Raw genomic sequence first — 18233 nt, 5'->3', positions numbered from 1 at the left:
TTCCTCCTAGCGCTTCACGAGGCCGATGATGAACAGGAGGATGCAGGCGCCGATCACGGCGTTGACGATGTCGCTCACCACGCCGCCGCCGATGTGGACGCCGATGACCGGCAGCAACGCGCCGGCGATGAAGGCGCCGACGATGCCGACGACGATGTTGCCGAGGAGGCCGAAGCCGCCGCCCTTCATGATGAGGCCGGCGAGCCAGCCGGCGATGGCTCCGATGATGAGCCAGATGATGACGCCCATGGTTTTCCCCTGCGGGTTCGAATCAGGCGGCGCGGCCGCCGCCGGCGCCAGTATGCGACGCTCTCGGCGCCGCGTCTTCAGGGGACGAGCAGGACGCGGACGGCGAACACGGCCCACATCACGAGGAGCGTCGCGACGCCGAGCAGCCAGGCGATCCCGCGCGCCGGCTGCCGGTTCGATCCCGTGTGGATCGCCGCATGGGCGAGGCGCGAGAGGACGAAGATCCACGACATGACGACGAACAGGAGGTCGGCCTTGCGCGTCAGGACCGCGAGCGGGACGAGCGTGAAGAAGAGGACGGGAATCTCGAACTGGTTCGAGAAGCAGTCCGAGACGAGCTTGGCGCGCTCGGGGCCGCCGGCGACCCCGCCATGGCGGGCGGCGACCATGAAGAAGACGAGGACGAAGACCAGCCCGACTTGCGCGAAGACGGGGGCGAGAATGGATGGCAGGCTCAAGGCGAGGCTCCCGCGCTCTTACGATCCCGTGGGATAGTTCGGGCTCTCGCGCGTGATGGCCACGTCGTGGACGTGGCTCTCGCGCAGGCTCGCCGCCGAGATGCGCACGAATTGCGCGCGTCGCTGGAAGGTCGGCACGTCCTTCGCGCCGACATAGCCCATCGCCGCGCGCAGGCCGCCGGCGAGCTGGTGGACGATCGCCCCGACCGGGCCGCGATAGGGCACCTGCCCCTCGACGCCCTCGGGCACGAGCTTCAGATGGTCGCGCACGTCCTGCTGGAAATAGCGGTCCGCCGAACCCCGCGACATCGCCCCGACCGAGCCCATGCCGCGATAGGATTTGAACGAGCGGCCCTGGTAGAGATAGACCTCGCCGGGGCTCTCGTCGGTGCCGGCGAACAGCGAGCCGATCATCACGCTGTCGGCGCCCGCGGCCACCGCCTTGGCGAGGTCTCCCGAATATTTGATGCCGCCGTCGGCGATCACCGGAATGTTCTGGGCGCGCGCCGCCTCGGCGCAGTCCATGACGGCGGTGAGCTGCGGCACGCCGACGCCGGCGACGATGCGCGTCGTGCAGATCGAGCCGGGCCCGATGCCGACCTTGACCGCGTCGACGCCGGCGTCGATCAGCGCCCTGGCGCCGTCGGCCGTCGCCACATTGCCGGCGATCAGCGCGACGGCGTTCGATTCGCGCTTGAGCCGGCTCACCTGGTCGAGCACCGCCTGCGAATGGCCGTGCGCCGTGTCGATGACGACGCAGTCGACGCCGGCGTCGATCAGCATCAGGGAGCGCTCATAGCCCTTGTCGCCGACGGTGGACGCGGCGGCGACGCGCAGGCGCCCCTCGGCGTCCTTGGAGGCGAGCGGGTGCTGCGTCGCCTTGTCCATGTCCTTGACGGTGACGAGGCCGACGCAGCGGAAATCCTCGTCGACGACGATGAGTTTCTCCAGCCGATGCTGGTGCAGGAGGCGCCGGGCCTCGTCCTGGCTCACCCCCTCGCGCACCGTGATGAGATTTTTCGTCATCAGATTCGAGACGGGCTCGAGCGGATTGTCGGCGAAGCGCACGTCGCGGTTGGTGAGGATGCCGCACAGCCGCGCCGGCTTGCCGGACGCGCCGCGCTCGACCACCGGAATGCCGGAGATCTCGTGCCGGCGCATGAGGGCGAGCGCGTCGGCGAGCGTCTCGTCGGGGAAGATGGTGATCGGATCGACCACCATGCCGCTCTCGAAGCGCTTGACCTTGCGCACCTCCTCGGCCTGCTCGGCCGGCTCGAGGTTGCGGTGGACGACGCCGATGCCGCCGGCCTGCGCCAGCGCGATGGCGAGGCGCGCCTCGGTCACCGTGTCCATCGCCGAGGAGATGATCGGCAGGTTGAGGCTGATCGTCGCGGTGAGCCGCGTGCGCAGATCGACGCCGCTCGGCATGACCTCGGAATGGCCCGGCAGCAGCAGGACGTCGTCGAAGGTGAAGGCTTCGTTAAGCTGCGGGCGCTTGATCGCGGTCACGGGCGTCAACTCCGGGGTGGCGGCGGCCCATCCGCGCCGAATTTTTCGGGCGGAGAAGAGCGGCGCGGGATCGAGTGAGAGTTGCGGGCGGCTCTTAGCATGGCCCGCGCGCCGCGCAAAGCCGCGCCGGGTTTGAACCGCGGCCGGCGAGCCTTTATGGAACGCGCTCCGCCGCTTTTCGCCCCGAACCCGCCCGCGCGCGCGGCGTTCCGGGCCGTCAGAACGAGCCGAGCCCCCTCGAAGTGCCCCGCTACGCCGTCACCGCGCTCATCGTCGCCTGCGCCCTGTTCATGGAGACGCTCGATTCGACGGTGATCGCCACCTCGCTGCCGGCGATCGCGCTCGACCTGCATGAAGACCCGATCGCGCTGAAGCTGGCGCTCACCTCCTATCTCGTCTCGCTCGCCGTGTTCATTCCGGCGAGCGGCTGGGTCGCCGACCGTTTTGGCGCGCGACTGGTGTTTCGGCTGGCCATCGCCGTCTTCACCCTCGCCTCGATCGCCTGCGGCTACGCCTCAAGCCTGCCCGAGCTCGTCGCCGGGCGGCTCGTTCAGGGAATCGGCGGCGCGATGATGGTGCCGGTCGGCCGGCTGCTGCTGCTGCGCTCGACCGAGCGCTCCGACCTCGTGCGCTCGCTCGCCTATCTCACGGTGCCGGCGCTGTTCGGCCCCGTCGTCGGCCCGCTGTTCGGCGGCTTCGTCACCACCTATTTCCACTGGCGCTGGATCTTCTGGATCAACGCGCCGATCGGCGTCCTCGGCGTCGTCCTCGCGACGCTGTTCATCGACGACGTGCGCGAGGAGGACCCCGGCCGCTTCGACCTCGCCGGCTTCGTCCTGTCGGGGCTCGGCCTGTCGCTCATGCTGTTCGGCCTCGCGGCGGAGGGCGGCGGCCTCGCTTCGGGCGGCGCCTCGCTCGCCGCGCTCGGCGCGGGCGCGGCGCTGATTTCCCTCTACGCCCTCCACGCCCGGCGCGCCGAGGCGCCGATCCTCGACCTGCGGCTCCTGCGGCTCAAGACCTTCCGCGCCAGCCTGGTCGGCGGCGCCTTCTTCCGCATCGGCGTCGGCTCCCTGCCCTTCCTGCTGCCGCTCAAGCTGCAGATGAGCTTCGGGCTGAACCCGTTCCACTCCGGCTCGCTGACCTTTCTGGCGGCGGCCGGCGCCCTGCTCATGAAGGCGACGGCCTCGCCGATCCTGCGCCGCTTCGGCTTCCGCCATGTGCTGACATGGGCGGCGCTGGTCAGCGCCGCGATGATCGCCGGCTACGGGCTGTTCACCGCCTCGACGCCGACCCTCGTCATGGCGGCGGCGCTGCTGTTCGGCGGCTTCGTCAACTCGCTGCAGTTCACCGGGATCAACGCCATCGCCTACGACGAGATCGACCAGGCCGACATGAGCCGGGCGGTCAGCTTCGCCTCGGTCGCGCAGCAGCTCGCGCTGAGCCTTGGCATCGCCGCGGGCGCCGGCGCGCTGCAGTCCTACGCCCATGTCTTTGCGGCGAGCGTCTATTCGCAGGGCGCGTTCGGCTTCGCCTTCGCCATGATGGGCGCGCTCTGCGTCGTCGGCGCGGCGATCTTCGCGCGGCTGCCGAAGGAGGCCGGCGCCGGGCTCGCCGGCGAGCCGGCGCGGGTCGAGGAGACGGCGTGAGCGGTTATGGCGCGCCCCTGAACCCGGTCGCCAGCACGTAGAGTTCGGACGAATCGGCCCGACTCGCCTGCGGCTTCACATGCTTCACGACCGCAAAATCGCGCTTCAGCATGGCCAGCAGCTCGCCCTCCGTGCCGCCCTGCAGCACTTTCGCGAGAAAGGCGCCGCCGGGGGCCAGAACCTCGGCGGCGAAGGCCGCCGCGAGCTCGACGAGGCCGACGATGCGCAGATGGTCGGTCTTCTTGTGGCCGGTGGCGTTCGCCGCCATGTCCGAGAGCACGACGTCGGCGGGGCCGCCGAGCAGCGCCTTCAGCCGCTCCGGCGCGTCGGCGTCGTGGAAATCCATCACCTCGAACGTCGCGCCGGCGAGCGGCTCGATCGGCAGAAGGTCGATCCCGACCACCCCACCCCGCCCTTCGCCCGCGAGAACGCGCCGCGCGGCGACCTGCGCCCAGCCGCCGGGCGCGGCGCCGAGGTCGACCACCTTCATGCCCGGCCGCAGAAGATGGAAGCGGTCGTCGATCTCGATCAGCTTGTAGGCGGCGCGCGAGCGAAACCCCTCGCGCTTCGCCTGCGCGACGTAAGGATCGTTGAGCTGGCGCTGCAGCCACAGCGTCGACGACAGCGAGCGTTTTCGCGCGGTCTTGACCCGCGTCTTGAGCGAGCGGCCGCCCTCGCGGCCCGAGGACGCGCCGCCGGCGGGCCCTTTCATCAAGAAGATCCCTTCATGGCGCCCCGCCGGCGCAGGCCGGCGTCCGGGTCATGTCCTCGTCGATGAGCTGCGTCAATATGCCTTCGCGGAGGCCGCGGTCGGCGATGCGCACGCGCTCGGCCGGGAAGCAGCGGCGGATCGCCTCGAGGATGGCGCAGCCGGCGAGCACGAGGTCGGCGCGGCCGACGCCGATGCAGCCGTTCATGGCCCGCTCGTCGTAGCTCATCGCCCGCAGCGCGCCGATGGCGCGCGAGACTTCCTCGTCGGACATCCACAGCCCGTCGACGCGGCGCCGGTCATAGCGCGCGAGGCCGAGATAGACCCCGGCGATGGTCGTGACGGTGCCCGAGGTGCCGAGCAGATGGAAGCGGCCGCAGCGGCGCTCGCAGCGCACGGCGGCGGAAAAGCCCTGCAGCGCCTCGAACACATGGTCGACCATCGCCTCGAAGGTCTGCGCCGAGACGTCGAGGCCGCCGAAGCGCTCGGCGAGCGAGACGACGCCGAGCTTCAGCGAGGTCCAGTGCCGCACGACTTCGCGCGGGCGGCCGCCGGCCGCCTCGCCCGCGGCGCGCCCGAGCCAGACGATCTCGGACGAGCCGCCGCCGATGTCGAAAAGGACGGCGCTCTCCGCCGCCTGGTCGGCGAGCGAGGCGGAGCCGGCGGCGGCCAGATGCGCCTCCGTCTCGCGGTCGACGATCTCAAGCTCGAGCCCGGTGCGGCGGCGGACGCGGCGCAGAAAATCCTCGCCGTTGCGCGCCGCGCGGCAGGCCTCGGTGGCGATGAGCCGCGCCCGCGTGACGCCGCGCGCCTCGATCTTGCGGCGGCAGATCTCGAGGGCGCCGAGGGTGCGCTCGATGGCGGCCGGGCTGAGCCGCCCGCTGCGCGAGAGCCCCTCGCCGAGGCGCACGATGCGCGAGAAGGAATCGATCACGCGAAAGCCCGGCTCGCCCGACGGCGAGGGTTCGGCGCGGGCGACGAGGAGGCGGCAGTTGTTGGTGCCAAGGTCGAGCGCGGCGTAGACGGGGTCGCGCCCGAAGTCGCCGGCGCGAACCTGCGGCGCGCGATGGCCGCGCCGGCGCGGCGCGGCGGACCGCCAGTCTTCCGCCGCGAAGATGGCCGGCGAGGCGGAGTCCGCGGAAAGGAGGGCGCAGGAGCCGGCCGCCAGCGGCTCCGCCAGGGAAGAGGACGTCGTTTCAGCGCCTTTTCCCTGGTCCACCTCGACGCTCCCGGTCCGCCGGACGAAGCCACCTGCCTTCCCGCCAGTCTAACAATGGCTTGCGGAATCGCCAAGCGGCGCTGCGGAGGCCGTCAGCGTTCCTCCTCGCCGCGGCCGGGACGTCCGCCCGTGCGCGCCGGAGCCTCGGGACGCGCGGCCCCGGGCGCGGGCCGCGCCGGCTCCGGCTTTGGCGTTTCCGCTCGCGGCGCTTGCGGGCGCGGCAGATCAGGCTTCGGCGAGTCGGGTTTTGGCGCGGCCGGCGCGCGCGGCGGCGCCGGTTCGGGCCGGGGCGCGGCGGGCTTGGGCAGATCGGGCTTGGGCATGTCAGGCTTGGGCATGTCAGGCTTGGGCATGTCAGGCTTGGGCATGTCAGGCTTGGGCGCGGCCGGCGCAGGCGCGGCGGGTTTTGGCGCAGCGGGGGCCGGCGCGTCCGGCCGGGGCGCGGCGGGCGTTTGCTTCGGCGCGGCGGGGGCCGGCTTTGGCGCAGGCGCGGGTTGCGGCGCCGGGGCTGGCGCCGGCCTGGGCGCGGCGGGAGGCTCGGGACTCGCCGGCGCAGCCTGTGTCGCCGGCCGTCCCGGCGGTTTCGGCTGGGGCGAAGCCGGAGCGGCTCCGACGCTTCCGCCTGAGGGCGGCGTCGCGCCGGCCGGCGGCGCCGCCGGCTTGCCGCCTGATCCGGCGCCCGGCGGAGGAGCGGCCGGCGAAGGCTGGATCGCCGTCGGCCCGCCGGGACGCGGCGGCGGCGCGCCGGGTTGCTCCTGGCCGGGCCGCCCTTGGCCGGGACGGCCCGGCAGAGGCGGCAGATCGCCGCCGGAAGGCAGCCCGTGTCCCGGCGTCGCCGAGGTTCCGCCGGGAGCGGCAGGCGCGGGCGCGGCCGTGGGAGGTCCCCCTGCGGGCGGGGCCGGCGGACGGGCGCCGGGGCCGCCCGGCGCGGCGCCCTGCGGCGGCGAGACGGGCGCGGGCTGGGTCGCGACCGGCCCGCCGGGCCGGCCCGGCGCAGCCTGTCCCGGCATCGGCCGCCCCTGCATGGGCATCCCCGGCATCGGCTGGCCTTGCATCGGCATCCCCGGCATGGGTTGGCCGGGGAGCGGCTGGCCGGCCTGCCCGCCTCCGGGGCCGGCGCCGATCGGGCGCGGCCCGTAGCCGGGCTGCTGGAAGCGGCCGGGCGGTCCGGCGTAGCCGCCGAACGGAACGGGGATCGGAACCGGGATCGGCAGGAAGCCCGGCGCGGGCGGCGGAGGCGGCGGCAGGCGCGCGAAGCCGGGCGGCGGAGGCGGCAGGAAATAGGCGGGCGGCGGCGGAGGCGGCGGATATGCGCCCTCGAAGATCACGACGGGACGGTCGACGATCTCATATTCGACCGGCGGCGGCGGCGGCAGGCCGCCGAAATCATAGGCTGCGTAGCTCTGCGGCGGCGCGATCGGCGCCGACAGAACCGAGAGGCGTCGGCGCGCGTCGTAGTAATGCGGCCCCTTCGGGTAGCGCTGCATATAGCTCCAGTAGGCGTCCGGCGTGTTGGCGGCGACGGCGCGCCGCCACGTCAGCGCCTCGCGCCGCGCCGCGGCGAGCGCGCGCACGCGCGCGGCCAGCGGATCGTTCGGGTAGAGCGCGAGGAAGTCCTGATAGGCTTCGAGCGTGTCGCGCTCGAGCGCGGCGGCGTAGGCTTCGGCCGGCGTCGGGAAGGAGCGCAGCGGGCGCGCCTGCAGCGCGGCGTAGCTTTGCGCGGCGACCTCGGGGCTCGCGCCCGCGGCGGCCTGCAGCAGGATCAGCGGCGGCGCGACATTGGCCGAATCCCACGGCGTGATCGCGCCTTTCGTCGCTTCGTTAACGCGCAGGCGCACCTGCGAGAATGCGACGTCGATCGGCGCCCCGCCCTGCCGCAGGAGCTCGGCGAGCGCCTGCGCGTAGGCGCCGTAGGGGCCGGGCTCGTCCGGCGCGATGGTTCCGGGCGCCGCGTTGAAGGCGTAGAGCGCGCCGGGGTCGGCTTCGACGAGGGCGAGGCCGCCGGCGAGCTCGCCGCCCGGCGCGAACGGGTTGGCCCGCGCCGCGTCGAGGACGACGATGCGCGCGCGCAGCGGCAGCCCGGCCAGCGCCCGCGTCAGCTCGGAGACGCGCACCGCCTGCAGGTCGATGTCGCCGTCGCGGGCGATCGCGGCGTCCACGGGGACGAAATAATTTTCGCCCTCGTACTGGAGGCCGCGCCCGGCGAGATAGACGAAGGCGATGGCGTTCGGCCCCGCCTGCGCGGCCCTCGCCGCGAAGTCGCGGAAGGCGCGGCGCAGCTCCTCCTGGTCGAGGTCGGCGGCGCCCGTGACGTCGAAGCCGGCGCCGCGCAACGTGTCGGCGACGAGCCCGGCGTCGTTCGTCGCCGTGGCGAGCGGCTGGGCGTAGCGCGACTGGCCGACGACGAGGGCGATGCGCGCGCCGTCAGGCCCGGCGGCCCGCGCGGGCGAAGACCCGAGCGAGGGCGCGAGCGCCGTCACGACGATGAGGAGGCGGAGCAGGATCGATCGCATGGGCTTGGGTCCCCGGAAGGTCTGCGACGGCGCGGCGCCGCGCGCACAGTGAAGACTTTCCCGCTGAACGCAATCTGAACGGGAAAGCCTCAGCCGATCGCCTTCGCCACTTCCGCGCGAAGCTCCGGCAGCACCTCGGCCTCGAACCAGGGATTGCGCTTCAGCCAGCCGCTGTTGCGCCAGGAGGGATGCGGCAGGGCGATGATCTTCGGCGCGGCGCCGGCGAAGTCGCGCCAGCGCCGCACGATCTCGTCGAGCCGCGCGCCCTTGGGGAGCGGCCGCCCGGCCCTTGCGAAATGATAGTCCTGCGCATAGCGGCCGATCGCCAGCACGCAGTCGAACGGGCCCGCCGCGTCGAACAATTCGTCGTGCCAGCGCGCGCGGCATTCGCGGCGCGGCGGCAGGTCGCTGCGGCCGGGGCCGTGGCCGGGAAAGCAGAAGCCCATCGGCGCGATGGCGACGCGGCGCTCGTCATAAAAAGTCTCGCGCGAGACGTCCATCCACGCCCGCAGCCGGTCGCCGGAGGCGTCGTCGAACGGCAGGCCGCTGAGATGGACGCGGATTCCCGGCGCCTGGCTCGCGATCAGCAGGCGCGCGGTCGAGGACACGCGCAACACCGGGCGCGGCTCGTGCGGCAGCGGGGCGCCGCGCGGCGCGTCACGGCAGAGCCGGCACGCCCGCACGCGCGCCGCCGTCGCCTCGAGGCTCAAGGTCGAAGATCTGTCCGTCATAGGCGGCGACGAGCCCCGCGCCCTCCATCTCCGCGCGCCGTCGGAGCGCGCTGTCGCTCATATGGGTGACCACCATGCGCTTCGCCGAGAATCCCGACAATTTGGCGCGCAGGGTCGGCCAGTCGAGATGGCCCGGGGCCGGCTGCTCTCCCGAATAACATTCGCAGAGAAACAGGTCGGCGTCCTGCGCGATGTCGTAGAGCGCGTCGGTCCACGAGGTGTCGCCGGAGAAGGCGAACAGGGCGCCGCCGTCGTCGAGGCGCAGGCCGGTCGGCGAGGAGCCAGGCGAATGGATCACCTCGAAGTTCTCGAGCGTGAAGCCCGAGAGGCGCGCCGGACGGCCGGGCTGCAGCTCCACGAGCTCGAGCGGAAAGCTCCACGGCGGGCGACTGGGAAAAGAGGCGTCGAGCATCTGTCCGAGGCGCGTCTTCAACCCCGGCGGCCCGGCGACGATGAGCGGGCGGACGCGCCGCTCTACGAATTCGCAGTCGAGCAGCAGGAAAGGCAGTCCGCCGAAATGGTCTCCATGCAGATGCGAGATGGCGACGAGGTCCACCTCCTCGAAGCGGAAGCCGAGACGCTTCCACGCGGCGATCGAGCTCGCGCCGAAGTCGACGATCGCCGCGCCCGCCGGCGAGTCGAGCCTGAAGCAGGTGTGGGCGCGGCCGCCAGAGGCGAAAGCGTCGCCGCAGCCGACGATGGTGACTTTCATGACAGTTCCCGACGCGGCGCGTCGACCGCGCCAGGCTTCCTGACCGAAAGCCGCTCTCCAAACAGGGGGTTCGCCCTTGATTTCGTCTTTCGACGCATCCGCTTTTTCTGAAAAAGGCTTAAGCCTTCATGACGAACGCGAAGTTTCCAGGGTCCAGCGCCGACCCGCGTCGACGCGCGGCGCCGCGGCAGGGTCCGAACCTAGACGGCGGCTGCGGCGCGCAATGTGCGCCGCCGCACAGATTTCGCCGCAACCGGCGCGCGAGCCCGGCGCAAGGCTGGAGTGCGAGGCTTCGAGACGTTTCGCGGGCGGCCCGCTCGGCGGCCGAACGGCGAGGCGCGGAAGGCCCGCGTTCCTGACGCGCGGGTCCGGGGCGTCCGGCATGACAGAGATCGTCGCAGACGCCGCGCTGAGAGCGCCGCCCGCGGGCCCGCCGCGAAGCCGGCGCCGTTCCAAGCGTCGCCGGCTGCTGCTCGACGCCGCGCCGCTCCGGCTGTGGCGCCGGGGCGCGGACGAGGCGACGCCGGCGCGAGGGACGCCCGCGGCGCCCGCCCTCGACCCCCGCGATTTCGAAGGCGCCCTCGTCGCGCTTTTCGCGCGCGGGCGGCGCGCCTGCGCGCCCATGACCTGCGCCCTCAGCGTCGCCTTCGCGTTCGTCGCCGCCACCCTGATCGCGCCGGCGGCCGCGCTCGCGTGGCTCTGCGCGGCCCTCGCCGCGCAGCTCGCCGCGCTCGCGGCCGCCGGCGGCCTCGACCGTGAGCCATCCACGCGCGCGGCGCGGCGCCGGGGCGCGGCGCTCGTCGCCGCGGAGGCGATGGTCGGGGCCTCCTTCGCGCTCGTCGTCGCCCTCGTCGGCCGCTCCGGCGAGCCCGGGGCGCTCGCCTGCGCCGTGGTCATGGCGCTGTTCGCCTGCGCGACGCGCGCCGGCGTCTCTCCCACGCTTCCGCTCGCCGTCGCCGCCGGCGCGGCGCCCTGCGCGCTGGTCCTCGCCGCCCTTCCGGGATGGGCCGGCGACGGCGCGACCCAGGCGCTCGCCCTCGCCCTCGCGGCCCAGCTCTGCTTCCTCGCCCTCGCCCGCCGCCTCTACCGCGGCGCGCTCGAGACCCTCTCGATGCAGGCCGACAAGGACGAGCTGATCGCCGAGCTCGAGCAGGCGAAGGCCGGCAGCGACCTCGCCCGACGGCGGGCCGAGGAGGCGAGCCTCGCCAAGTCGCATTTTCTCGCGACCATGAGCCACGAGCTGCGCACGCCTCTCAACGCCATCCTCGGCTTCTCGGAAGTGATGAAGGGCGAATTGTTCGGCGCGCACGTCGTCGCCTCCTACAAGGAGTATTCGCACGACATCCACGAGAGCGGCCAGCACCTGCTGACGCTGATCAACGAGATCCTCGACCTCTCCCGCATCGAGGCCGGCCGCTTCGAGCTCAAGGAGGAGCCGGTCGCTCTCGCCCATATCGTCGAGGACTGCCGCCATCTCCTCGCGCTGCGGGCGCGAAAGCGCGCCATCTCGATCGAGGAGGCGGTCGAGCCCGACCTGCCGCGCCTGCGCGCCGACGAGCGCGCCGTCCGGCAGATGGCGCTCAACCTGCTCTCCAACGCGGTCAAGTTCACGCCGCCCGGCGGGCGCGTCGAGGTTCGCGTCGGCTGGACGGCGTCGGGCGGGCAGTATTTCGCCGTCCGCGACACCGGCCCGGGCGTGCCGGAGGAGGAGATCCCGACCGTCATGGCCTCGTTCGGGCGCGGCGCGCTCGCCCGCAAGCACGCCGAGGAGGGGTCGGGGCTCGGCCTGCCCATCGTCAAGGGCCTCGCGGAGCTGCACGGCGGACGCTTCATGCTGCGCTCCGCCCCCGGAGGGGGCGCCGAAGCGGCGGTGATCTTTCCGTCCTGGCGCGTGCTGGAGCCCGGCGAGCAAGAGGAGGACGTGCGCGCCGCGCGCCGGCGCCGCAAGGCGCGTCGGGAGGCGGCGTCCGCCGCGTGAGCCGGCCCTGCGCCAAAACAGGCCGAGCCGGATTCGTTCGCGGCGGACTCTCCGCGCGGCCGCTCACCCCATTGTGCTGGGTTGGACTCGGCGAAGCTGCTATGCCGGAGCGGCGCCGGCGGATCGCCGTCCGCCCCGCAAGGAGGCGCCGACGCATGACCTCGCCCGTTCCGCGCCTCGCCGCGAGCCTCGTCCTCGCCGTCGCCTGCGTCCTCGCGCGCGCCCCCGCTTCCGCCCCGGCCTTCGCGCAAGGCGCGGAAATCGCCGAGCCCGCGCCGCCTGCGCAGGCGAGCGCGCAGGCGGCGGGGCCGCAAAAACCGCCCGCGCCGACGACGCCGCCGAACCCGCTGCCGCCGCCGTCCCTCACGCGCCATGTCGTCGAGCTTTCCGGACGCAGCCTGCGCTTTTCGGCGAAGGCCGGCGCCGTCCGCCTCTCCGACGCGCAGAGCGGCGAGCCGCAGGCCGACGTCGCCTATGTCTATTACGCGCTGGAGAATCCGCCGCCCGGGCCGCGGCCGATCGTCTTCGCGCTCAACGGCGGCCCCGGCGCCGCCTCCGGCTGGCTCAACATCGGCGCCCTCGGGCCCTGGCTTCTCGACCTCGGCGCGCCGCCCTATTCGCCGTCGCGCCGCGCGCCGCTCGTCCCCAACGCGCAGACCTGGCTCGACTTCGCCGACCTCGTCTTCATCGACCCGCCGCTCACCGGCTACAGCCGTGTCCTCGCCAAGGGCGAGGGCAGACGCGCGCTCCTGTCCGTCGACGGCGACGTCTCCGCACTCGCCGTGGTCATCCGCAAATTCCTCGCCGCCGAGGGACGGCTGCAAAGCCCGGTCTTCCTCGTCGGCGAGAGCTACGGCGGCTTCCGCGCGCCGAAAATCGCCCGCGCGCTGCAGGATCAGGAAGGGATCGGCGTCGCCGGCCTCGTGCTGATCTCGCCGGTCCTTGACTTCGGCTGGTTCGACGCGCCGAACTCGCCGCTGCCGGCGGCGACGCAGCTGCCGTCGATCGCCGCCGCCGCGCGCGGCCTCAAGCCGTCCGACGGACAGGCGCTCGCGGAAGTCGAGGGCTACGCCGCCGGCCCCTATCTCGCGGACCTCCTGCGCGCCGAGCGCGAGGCGGACGCGCGCGGGCGCGTCGTCGACAACGTCGCGCGCCTCACCGGGCTCGACGCGCGGCTCGTGGAGCGCGCCGGCGGCCGGCTCGATCCGTCGAGCCTCGCGCGCGAGCTGAAGCGCGGCGAAGGGCGCTTCGCGAGCCGCTACGACTTCGACGTTTCGGGCTTCTCCCCGGCGCCGCACGAGGAGCGCGGCGAGAGCCCCGACCCGGTGCTCGACGCGGCCAAGAGCGCGTTCGCCTCCGGCATGGCCGAGCTGACGGCCGGGCCGCTCGGCTGGCCGATCGACGCGCGCTACGAGATCCTCAACGAGCGGGTCAACGGCGAGTGGAGCTTCGGGAGCGGGCGCCAGCGTCCGCAGGCGCTCTCCGACCTCAAGCAGGCGCTGGCGCTCGACCCCGCCCTGCGCGTGCTGATCGTCCACGGGCTCACCGATCTCGTGACGCCCTATTTCGCCTCGAAGCTGCTGATCGGCCAGCTCCCGCCCTATGGCGATCCGGGCCGCGTCGCGCTCAAGGTCTATGAGGGCGGCCACATGCCCTGGCTCGCGCCGGCTTCCCGCGCCGCGCTGCGCGAGGACGCCCGCGCCCTGATCGAGGCGCGCTGAGCGGACGCTCTCGCTTCGGCGACGGCGCCGGCCGCCGCTGATAGTTCGTTTTATACGAACGATAAGATATAAACAATAAATTGGACTGATTGATCCGTCTGCATGAGTGTGCCTCGCGACAAAGAGAGGCCAATCATGCCGACGCTCGCTCACGCCGAATCGACCCTTCATCGTCCACAGCCCTCCGATCGGCTGCGGCGCGCTCTCACAAAAAACGCCGGAGACGCCGCGCGCGGTTCGATCTGGCCGGGGGTCGTCCTCTGCGGCGGCGTCGCGGCCGGCGCCTTCGCCCTGCGCCAGGCGCCGGGCGTCTCGATGTTCAGCCCGATGATTCTGGCGATCGTGATCGGCGCCGCCTTTCACAACATCGTCGGAACCCCCGCCCGCGCGCGCGCCGGCGTCCAGTTCTCGCTGCGCCGCATCCTGCGGCTCGCCATCGTCCTGCTCGGCCTGCAGCTCACCGCCGCGCAGGTCGCCGAGGTCGGCGCGGGCGGCGTCGCGGTCATCGCCGCGACGCTCGCCGCGACGTTCCTGTTCACGACGTTCCTCGGCCGGCTCCTCGGCGTCGAGCGCGGGCTCTGCGAGCTCATCGCCGCCGGCACCTCGATCTGCGGCGCGTCGGCGGTGATGGCCGCGAACACGGTCACGCGCGCGCCCGACGAGGACGTCGCCTACGCCGTCGCCTGCGTCACCGTCTTCGGCACGATCGCAATGCTCGCCTATCCGCTGCTGCCGGGGTTGCTCCACCTCGGGCCGCGCGCCTACGGCCTGTGGGCGGGAGCCTCGATCCATGAGATCGCGCAGGTCGTCGCGGCGGCGTTCCAGGACGGAAAGGAGGCCGGGGAATTCGGCGCGGTCGCCAAGCTGACGCGCGTCATGATGCTCGCGCCGGTCGTCGTCGCGCTGGGGCTCGCGGCCGCCGCCCGCGCGCGGCGCTCCGGCCTCGAACGCGGGCGCGCCCGCGCGCCGGTCCCGTGGTTCGCATTCGGCTTCCTCGCCCTCGTCGCGGCGAACAGCCTCATTGCGATCCCCGCCGAGGCGCGGTCGGCGGCGGCCGGCGCGACGAGCTTCCTGCTGTCCATGGCGCTCGCCGCCATGGGGCTTGAAACCGACGTCGCGAGGCTGCGCGCCAAGGGCCTGCGCCCGTTCGTCCTGGGCTTTTCGGCCTTCCTGTTCATCGCCGCCTTCAGCCTCGCGCTGGTCAAGATGACGGCGTGAAACATGCGGCGCGCCTGCGCGAGGCGCCCTATCCTGCGCCATGACCCTCGAACAGCTGCGCATCTTCGTCGCCGTCGCCGAGCGTGAGCATGTCACGCAGGCCTCGCGCGACCTCAATCTCACCCAGTCGGCGACGAGCGCGGCGGTCGCCGCCCTGGAGACGCGCTACGCGACGAAGCTGTTCGACCGGATCGGTCGCCGAATCGCGCTGACCGACGCCGGCAGGCTCTTTCTTGGCGAGGCGCGGGCCGTGCTCGCCCGCGCGGCGGCGGCGGAGAAGGCGCTCGCCGACCTCGCCGGCCTCGCGCGCGGCGCGCTCGCCATCGCCGCCAGCCAGACGGCGGCGAACTACTGGCTGCCGCCGCGCATCCAGCGCTTCCGCGCGCTGCATCCGGGAATTTCCGTCACGCTCGTCATCGACAACACGGAAGGCGTCGCGCGCCGCATCCGCGAGGGCGAAGCCGAGCTCGGCCTGATCGAAGGAGACCTCGCCGATCCGGCGCTCGCCGCGCAGCCGGTCGCGCAGGACGAGCTCGCGCTCGTCGCGCCGCCCGATCATCGCTGGGCGCGCGAGCCCCTGCGCGCGCCAGAAGATCTCGCCGCCGGGCCATGGGTGCTGCGCGAGCGCGGCTCGGGCACGCGCGCCGTGTTCGAGGCGGCGCTGGCGCGCTTTGGCCTTGCGCCGGGCGATCTCGTCGTCGCGCTGGAGCTTCCTTCGAACGAAGCCGTGCGCACGGCGGTCGAGGCGGGCGCGGGCGTCGGTGCGCTCTCGCGGCTCGTCGTCGACGGCGCGATCAGGAGCGGCGCCCTCGTGCGCGTCAGCCTCGACCTGCCGAAGCGCAGTTTCTACGCCCTGCGCCACAGGGAGCTCGCGCCCTCGCGCGCGCAGCAGGCTTTCCTCGACCTGATCGCCGCGTCCTGACCTCAGCCCTTGCCCGAGACGCCCGCCTCCTCGAAGGTCGCCATGCCGGAATGGCAGGCGAGGGCGGCCTTGATCAGCGCGACGGCGAGCGCCGCGCCCGAGCCCTCGCCGAGGCGCAGCCCGAGATCGAGCAGCGGCGCCTTGCCGAGCCGGCGCAGGACCTCGGCGTGGGCGGGCTCGGCCGAGAGGTGGCCGGCGAGGCAGTGGTCCAGCGCGCGCGGCTCGGCCGCCTGCAGGATCGCGGCGGCGGCGCAGGCGACGTAGCCGTCGAGCACCACGGGAATGTTCTGCGAACGCGCCGCGGCGATCGCCCCGGCCATGGCGGCGATCTCCCGCCCGCCGAGGCGCACCATGATTTGCAGCGGATCGTCGAGGAACGGCCGGTGCAGCGCGACCGCCGTCTCGACGGCGTCGATCTTGCGCGCCAGCGCCTCGCCCGAGACGCCCGTGCCCGGCCCCGTCCAGTCGGACGCCTTCCCGCCGTAGAGCGCATGATAGATCGCGGCGGCGACGGTGGTGTTGGCGATGCCCATCTCGCCGACGCACAGGAGGTCGACGCCGCCGTCGATCGCCTCCATGCCATAGGCGAAGGTCGCGGCCGCCTCCTTCTCGGTCATCGCCGGACCGGCGCAGATGTCCCTGGTCGGCGCCTCGAGCGCCAGCTCGAACACTTTCAGCGCGGCGCCTACGGACGAGCAGATCTGGTTCACCGCCGCGCCGCCGGCCGAAAAATTCTGCAGCATCTGCTTCGTGACGGCGGCGGGATAGGCCGAGACGCCGCGCTCCGCGACGCCGTGGTTGCCGGCGAAGACGGCGACGAGCGGCCGTTCAAGCGTCGGAATCTCGCGGCCCTGCCAGGCTGCGACGAAAGTGGCGACGTCCTCGAGCCGCCCGAGCGATCCGGCGGGCTTCGTCAGCCGCGCCTGGCGCGCTCTGGCGGCGGCTTCCGCGCTCGCCGACGGCGGCGGGGCGGCGGCCAGAAGCTCCCTGATCGAGTCGAGCGGGGAAGCGGAGGCTGAAGCGGTCATGAGGCCTCTTGCGGGATGATAAGGCGCAGCGCGCCGTCGGCCGTGTGTAGAGCATCCGCCGGCGAAGGCGCAGAGGTTTTGGCGGGCGGTTTTTAGCCGGCCCAAAGGGTTCGCCAGCCGTTCGCAAGGCCGGCCTGCGCCACAAGGGGCGCGGCGCAATTGCGCGGCCAGAAAATAATTTCTAGCTTAATAAAAATGAAATTTTTCGTGAATTTAAGAAGATTTGATCTCGGGGAGCGCGATTGACGCGGTGCGTCGAACTGTCCATTCGCCGCCATGTTGCGCTGCAACAACTTCTGATCTACATTTGCAATCGAAACGAATACGTTCAGTCCGGGAGGGCGCGTTCAGGGAGTGCTTGACTAAGGAGCAGCTGAATGAACAAGAAAATCGCATCTTTCATCGCCTTGGCCGCCCTTGGATTTTGCGCGGCGGCCCCCGCAGGCGCCTCCGAGGCGCTTCGCTCGCCCGGCGTCTCGACCGACGACGTGACCGGCTCGATCGCCGCTCCCGCCGCCGAGCGTCAGGAGCCGCTGCGCGTCACCTGCGCCAACGGCCTCGCCCGCGACGGCCAGACGCAGCATCGCGGCTGGTTCTGCCGCATGGATCCCGCGCCGGAGGCGCGCTAGAGCATTTTCAGCAAAAGTTGCAGACTTTTGCGTCGAGAAAATGCGTTTAAACAAATAGTTAGAGCGCGTTCAGCGAATTGGATTTTGCTGAACGCGCGCTAGCAACGACTGCGGACCGGGCCCGTCGGGCCCGGTCGACGCTCGACACGGCGGCGCGGGTCGCGCAAGAAGGCGCATGGCCCTCGCCGCTTCGCTTCTGCGCGACCTTCTGACCTGCCTGCGCTTCGCCACGACCCTGCCCTTGCCCGCGCTGGCGTTCGAGCGCGACGCGCCTCTCGATTTCTCGCGGTTCGCCCGCGCCCTCGCGCTGTTTCCGCTCGCCGGCGCGCTCGTCGGCGCGCTGGGGGCGACGGCGCTCGCCCTCGCGCTCGCGCTTGGCCTGCCGCCCGCGCTCGCCGCGCCGCTCGGCGTCGCCGCGATGATCATAGTCACCGGCGCCCTGCATGAGGACGGGCTCGCCGATTGCGCCGACGGCTTCGGCGGCGCGACCCGGGCGCGCCGGCTCGAGATCATGGCCGACAGCCGCCTCGGCGCCTTCGGCGCGCTCGCCATCGCTTTATCCCTCTATATGCGCGTCGCCGCGCTCGCCGTTCTCGGCGCAGGCGGCGCCTTCGCGGCCGGCGCGACGATGGTCGCGGCGGGCGCCCTTTCACGCGCGGCCGCGCTCGCCCCGCTCGCCCTGCTGGCGCCGGCGCGGGCCGCAGGCGCCGGCTTTTCGGCCGGACGCCCGCCGCCGCGCGCGGTCGTCCTCGCATGCGTCCTCGCCTGCGCGATCACCGCGCTCGCCGCCGGCGGGAGCTTCCTTCGCGCTTTCCTCGCCTGCGTCCTCGCGGCCGCGGCGGCTTTGGGCGTCGCGGCGCTCGCCCGGCGCCGGCTCGGCGGCCAGACCGGCGACGTCGCCGGCGCGGCGCAGCAGATCGCCGAGATCCTCGTCCTCCTGACCTTCGCCGCGCGCATGTGAAAAAAGCCGGAAGGCGGCGAGCCCTCCGGC

At 72.7% G+C, this 18233-nt stretch carries 16 protein-coding genes; 7 read left to right on the top strand and 9 right to left on the bottom strand.

Translation table 11 applies throughout. The features are described 5' to 3' along the window. Window positions 1-6 precede the first annotated feature (6 nt). The 3 genes from ACE3OG_RS00895 to guaB form a co-directional block, all read right to left on the bottom strand. On the bottom strand, window positions 7-249 hold the full coding sequence (locus ACE3OG_RS00895; protein WP_374305161.1) for a GlsB/YeaQ/YmgE family stress response membrane protein: 243 nt from the start codon (window positions 247-249) through the stop codon (window positions 7-9). 77 nt (window positions 250-326) lie between these two features. Then, window positions 327-707, bottom strand: a complete 381-nt coding sequence (locus ACE3OG_RS00890) for an MAPEG family protein (protein WP_374305159.1) — start codon at window positions 705-707, stop codon at window positions 327-329. Window positions 708-725: 18 nt separating this feature from the next. Then, entirely contained in the window at window positions 726-2216 is a 1491-nt protein-coding gene (gene guaB / locus ACE3OG_RS00885) for an IMP dehydrogenase (protein ID WP_374305157.1), read from the bottom strand. A gap of 242 nt (window positions 2217-2458) precedes the next feature. On the opposite strand from guaB, the gene ACE3OG_RS00880 reads away from it, so the two are divergent. Then, window positions 2459-3862: an MFS transporter gene (locus ACE3OG_RS00880; protein ID WP_374305155.1), complete on the top strand. Its 1404-nt coding sequence runs from the start codon at window positions 2459-2461 to the stop codon at window positions 3860-3862. A 4-nt stretch (window positions 3863-3866) separates the two neighbouring features. Here ACE3OG_RS00880 and ACE3OG_RS00875 read toward each other — a convergent pair whose 3' ends face one another. The 5 genes from ACE3OG_RS00875 to ACE3OG_RS00855 form a co-directional block, all read right to left on the bottom strand. Continuing rightward, a complete protein-coding gene (locus ACE3OG_RS00875) occupies window positions 3867-4574 on the bottom strand; it encodes an RlmE family RNA methyltransferase (protein WP_374305153.1) in 708 nt (235 codons plus the stop codon). A 13-nt stretch (window positions 4575-4587) separates the two neighbouring features. Then, a complete protein-coding gene (locus ACE3OG_RS00870; RefSeq protein ID WP_374305639.1) occupies window positions 4588-5688 on the bottom strand; it encodes a Ppx/GppA phosphatase family protein in 1101 nt (366 codons plus the stop codon). A 194-nt stretch (window positions 5689-5882) separates the two neighbouring features. Further along, the gene (locus ACE3OG_RS00865; RefSeq protein ID WP_374305151.1) at window positions 5883-8303 is read right to left on the bottom strand and encodes a caspase family protein; all 2421 of its coding nucleotides are present in this window, start codon (window positions 8301-8303) and stop codon (window positions 5883-5885) included. Between the two features lie 89 nt (window positions 8304-8392). Beyond that, a complete protein-coding gene (locus ACE3OG_RS00860; protein ID WP_374305149.1) occupies window positions 8393-9034 on the bottom strand; it encodes a uracil-DNA glycosylase family protein in 642 nt (213 codons plus the stop codon). Then, window positions 8961-9746, bottom strand: a complete 786-nt coding sequence (locus tag ACE3OG_RS00855) for an MBL fold metallo-hydrolase (protein WP_374305147.1) — start codon at window positions 9744-9746, stop codon at window positions 8961-8963. The genes ACE3OG_RS00860 and ACE3OG_RS00855 overlap by 74 nt, the downstream gene beginning before the upstream one ends. Before the next feature lie 382 nt (window positions 9747-10128). Here ACE3OG_RS00855 and ACE3OG_RS00850 point away from each other — a divergent pair, with 382 nt between their 5' ends. From ACE3OG_RS00850 to ACE3OG_RS00835, 4 genes are all read left to right on the top strand, one after another. Beyond that, window positions 10129-11724 carry a sensor histidine kinase gene (locus tag ACE3OG_RS00850; RefSeq protein ID WP_374305145.1) on the top strand — a complete coding sequence of 532 codons (1596 nt, stop codon included), beginning with the start codon at window positions 10129-10131 and terminating at the stop codon, window positions 11722-11724. Between the two features lie 155 nt (window positions 11725-11879). Then, on the top strand, window positions 11880-13445 hold the full coding sequence (locus ACE3OG_RS00845; protein ID WP_374305143.1) for a S10 family peptidase: 1566 nt from the start codon (window positions 11880-11882) through the stop codon (window positions 13443-13445). A 135-nt stretch (window positions 13446-13580) separates the two neighbouring features. After that, window positions 13581-14663 (top strand): YeiH family protein, encoded by a 1083-nt coding sequence (locus ACE3OG_RS00840; RefSeq protein WP_374305141.1) that lies wholly within the window; start codon window positions 13581-13583, stop codon window positions 14661-14663. Window positions 14664-14703: 40 nt separating this feature from the next. Continuing rightward, window positions 14704-15585, top strand: a complete 882-nt coding sequence (locus tag ACE3OG_RS00835; RefSeq protein WP_374305139.1) for a LysR family transcriptional regulator — start codon at window positions 14704-14706, stop codon at window positions 15583-15585. Window positions 15586-15587: 2 nt separating this feature from the next. Here ACE3OG_RS00835 and cobT read toward each other — a convergent pair whose 3' ends face one another. Beyond that, window positions 15588-16613: a nicotinate-nucleotide--dimethylbenzimidazole phosphoribosyltransferase gene (cobT, locus tag ACE3OG_RS00830; protein WP_374305137.1), complete on the bottom strand. Its 1026-nt coding sequence runs from the start codon at window positions 16611-16613 to the stop codon at window positions 15588-15590. Between the two features lie 377 nt (window positions 16614-16990). On the opposite strand from cobT, the gene ACE3OG_RS00825 reads away from it, so the two are divergent. Together ACE3OG_RS00825 and cobS are read left to right on the top strand one after the other, a co-directional pair. Further along, window positions 16991-17242 carry a hypothetical protein gene (locus tag ACE3OG_RS00825; protein WP_374305135.1) on the top strand — a complete coding sequence of 84 codons (252 nt, stop codon included), beginning with the start codon at window positions 16991-16993 and terminating at the stop codon, window positions 17240-17242. Window positions 17243-17417: 175 nt separating this feature from the next. Beyond that, on the top strand, window positions 17418-18203 hold the full coding sequence (gene cobS, locus ACE3OG_RS00820) for an adenosylcobinamide-GDP ribazoletransferase (protein ID WP_374305133.1): 786 nt from the start codon (window positions 17418-17420) through the stop codon (window positions 18201-18203). Window positions 18204-18233 lie beyond the last annotated feature (30 nt).

The sequence above is a fragment of the Methylocella sp. genome, from assembly GCF_041905455.1.
Classification (GTDB): Bacteria; Pseudomonadota; Alphaproteobacteria; order Rhizobiales; family Beijerinckiaceae; genus Methylocapsa.
The sequence above is the reverse complement of the archived record's forward strand: the minus strand, read 5'-3'. Positions and strand labels throughout refer to the sequence as shown.

Coding starts and splice junctions, on each gene's coding strand:
- ACE3OG_RS00850 (WP_374305145.1), top strand. CDS start 10,129: ATGACAGAGATCGTCGCAGACGCCGCGCTGAGAGCGCCGCCCGCGGGC.
- ACE3OG_RS00840 (WP_374305141.1), top strand. CDS start 13,581: ATGCCGACGCTCGCTCACGCCGAATCGACCCTTCATCGTCCACAGCCC.
- ACE3OG_RS00860 (WP_374305149.1), bottom strand. CDS start 9,034: ATGACGGACAGATCTTCGACCTTGAGCCTCGAGGCGACGGCGGCGCGC.
- ACE3OG_RS00825 (WP_374305135.1), top strand. CDS start 16,991: ATGAACAAGAAAATCGCATCTTTCATCGCCTTGGCCGCCCTTGGATTT.
- ACE3OG_RS00845 (WP_374305143.1), top strand. CDS start 11,880: ATGACCTCGCCCGTTCCGCGCCTCGCCGCGAGCCTCGTCCTCGCCGTC.
- ACE3OG_RS00865 (WP_374305151.1), bottom strand. CDS start 8,303: ATGCGATCGATCCTGCTCCGCCTCCTCATCGTCGTGACGGCGCTCGCG.
- ACE3OG_RS00835 (WP_374305139.1), top strand. CDS start 14,704: ATGACCCTCGAACAGCTGCGCATCTTCGTCGCCGTCGCCGAGCGTGAG.
- cobS (WP_374305133.1), top strand. CDS start 17,418: ATGGCCCTCGCCGCTTCGCTTCTGCGCGACCTTCTGACCTGCCTGCGC.
- ACE3OG_RS00875 (WP_374305153.1), bottom strand. CDS start 4,574: ATGAAAGGGCCCGCCGGCGGCGCGTCCTCGGGCCGCGAGGGCGGCCGC.
- ACE3OG_RS00855 (WP_374305147.1), bottom strand. CDS start 9,746: ATGAAAGTCACCATCGTCGGCTGCGGCGACGCTTTCGCCTCTGGCGGC.
- cobT (WP_374305137.1), bottom strand. CDS start 16,613: ATGACCGCTTCAGCCTCCGCTTCCCCGCTCGACTCGATCAGGGAGCTT.
- ACE3OG_RS00895 (WP_374305161.1), bottom strand. CDS start 249: ATGGGCGTCATCATCTGGCTCATCATCGGAGCCATCGCCGGCTGGCTC.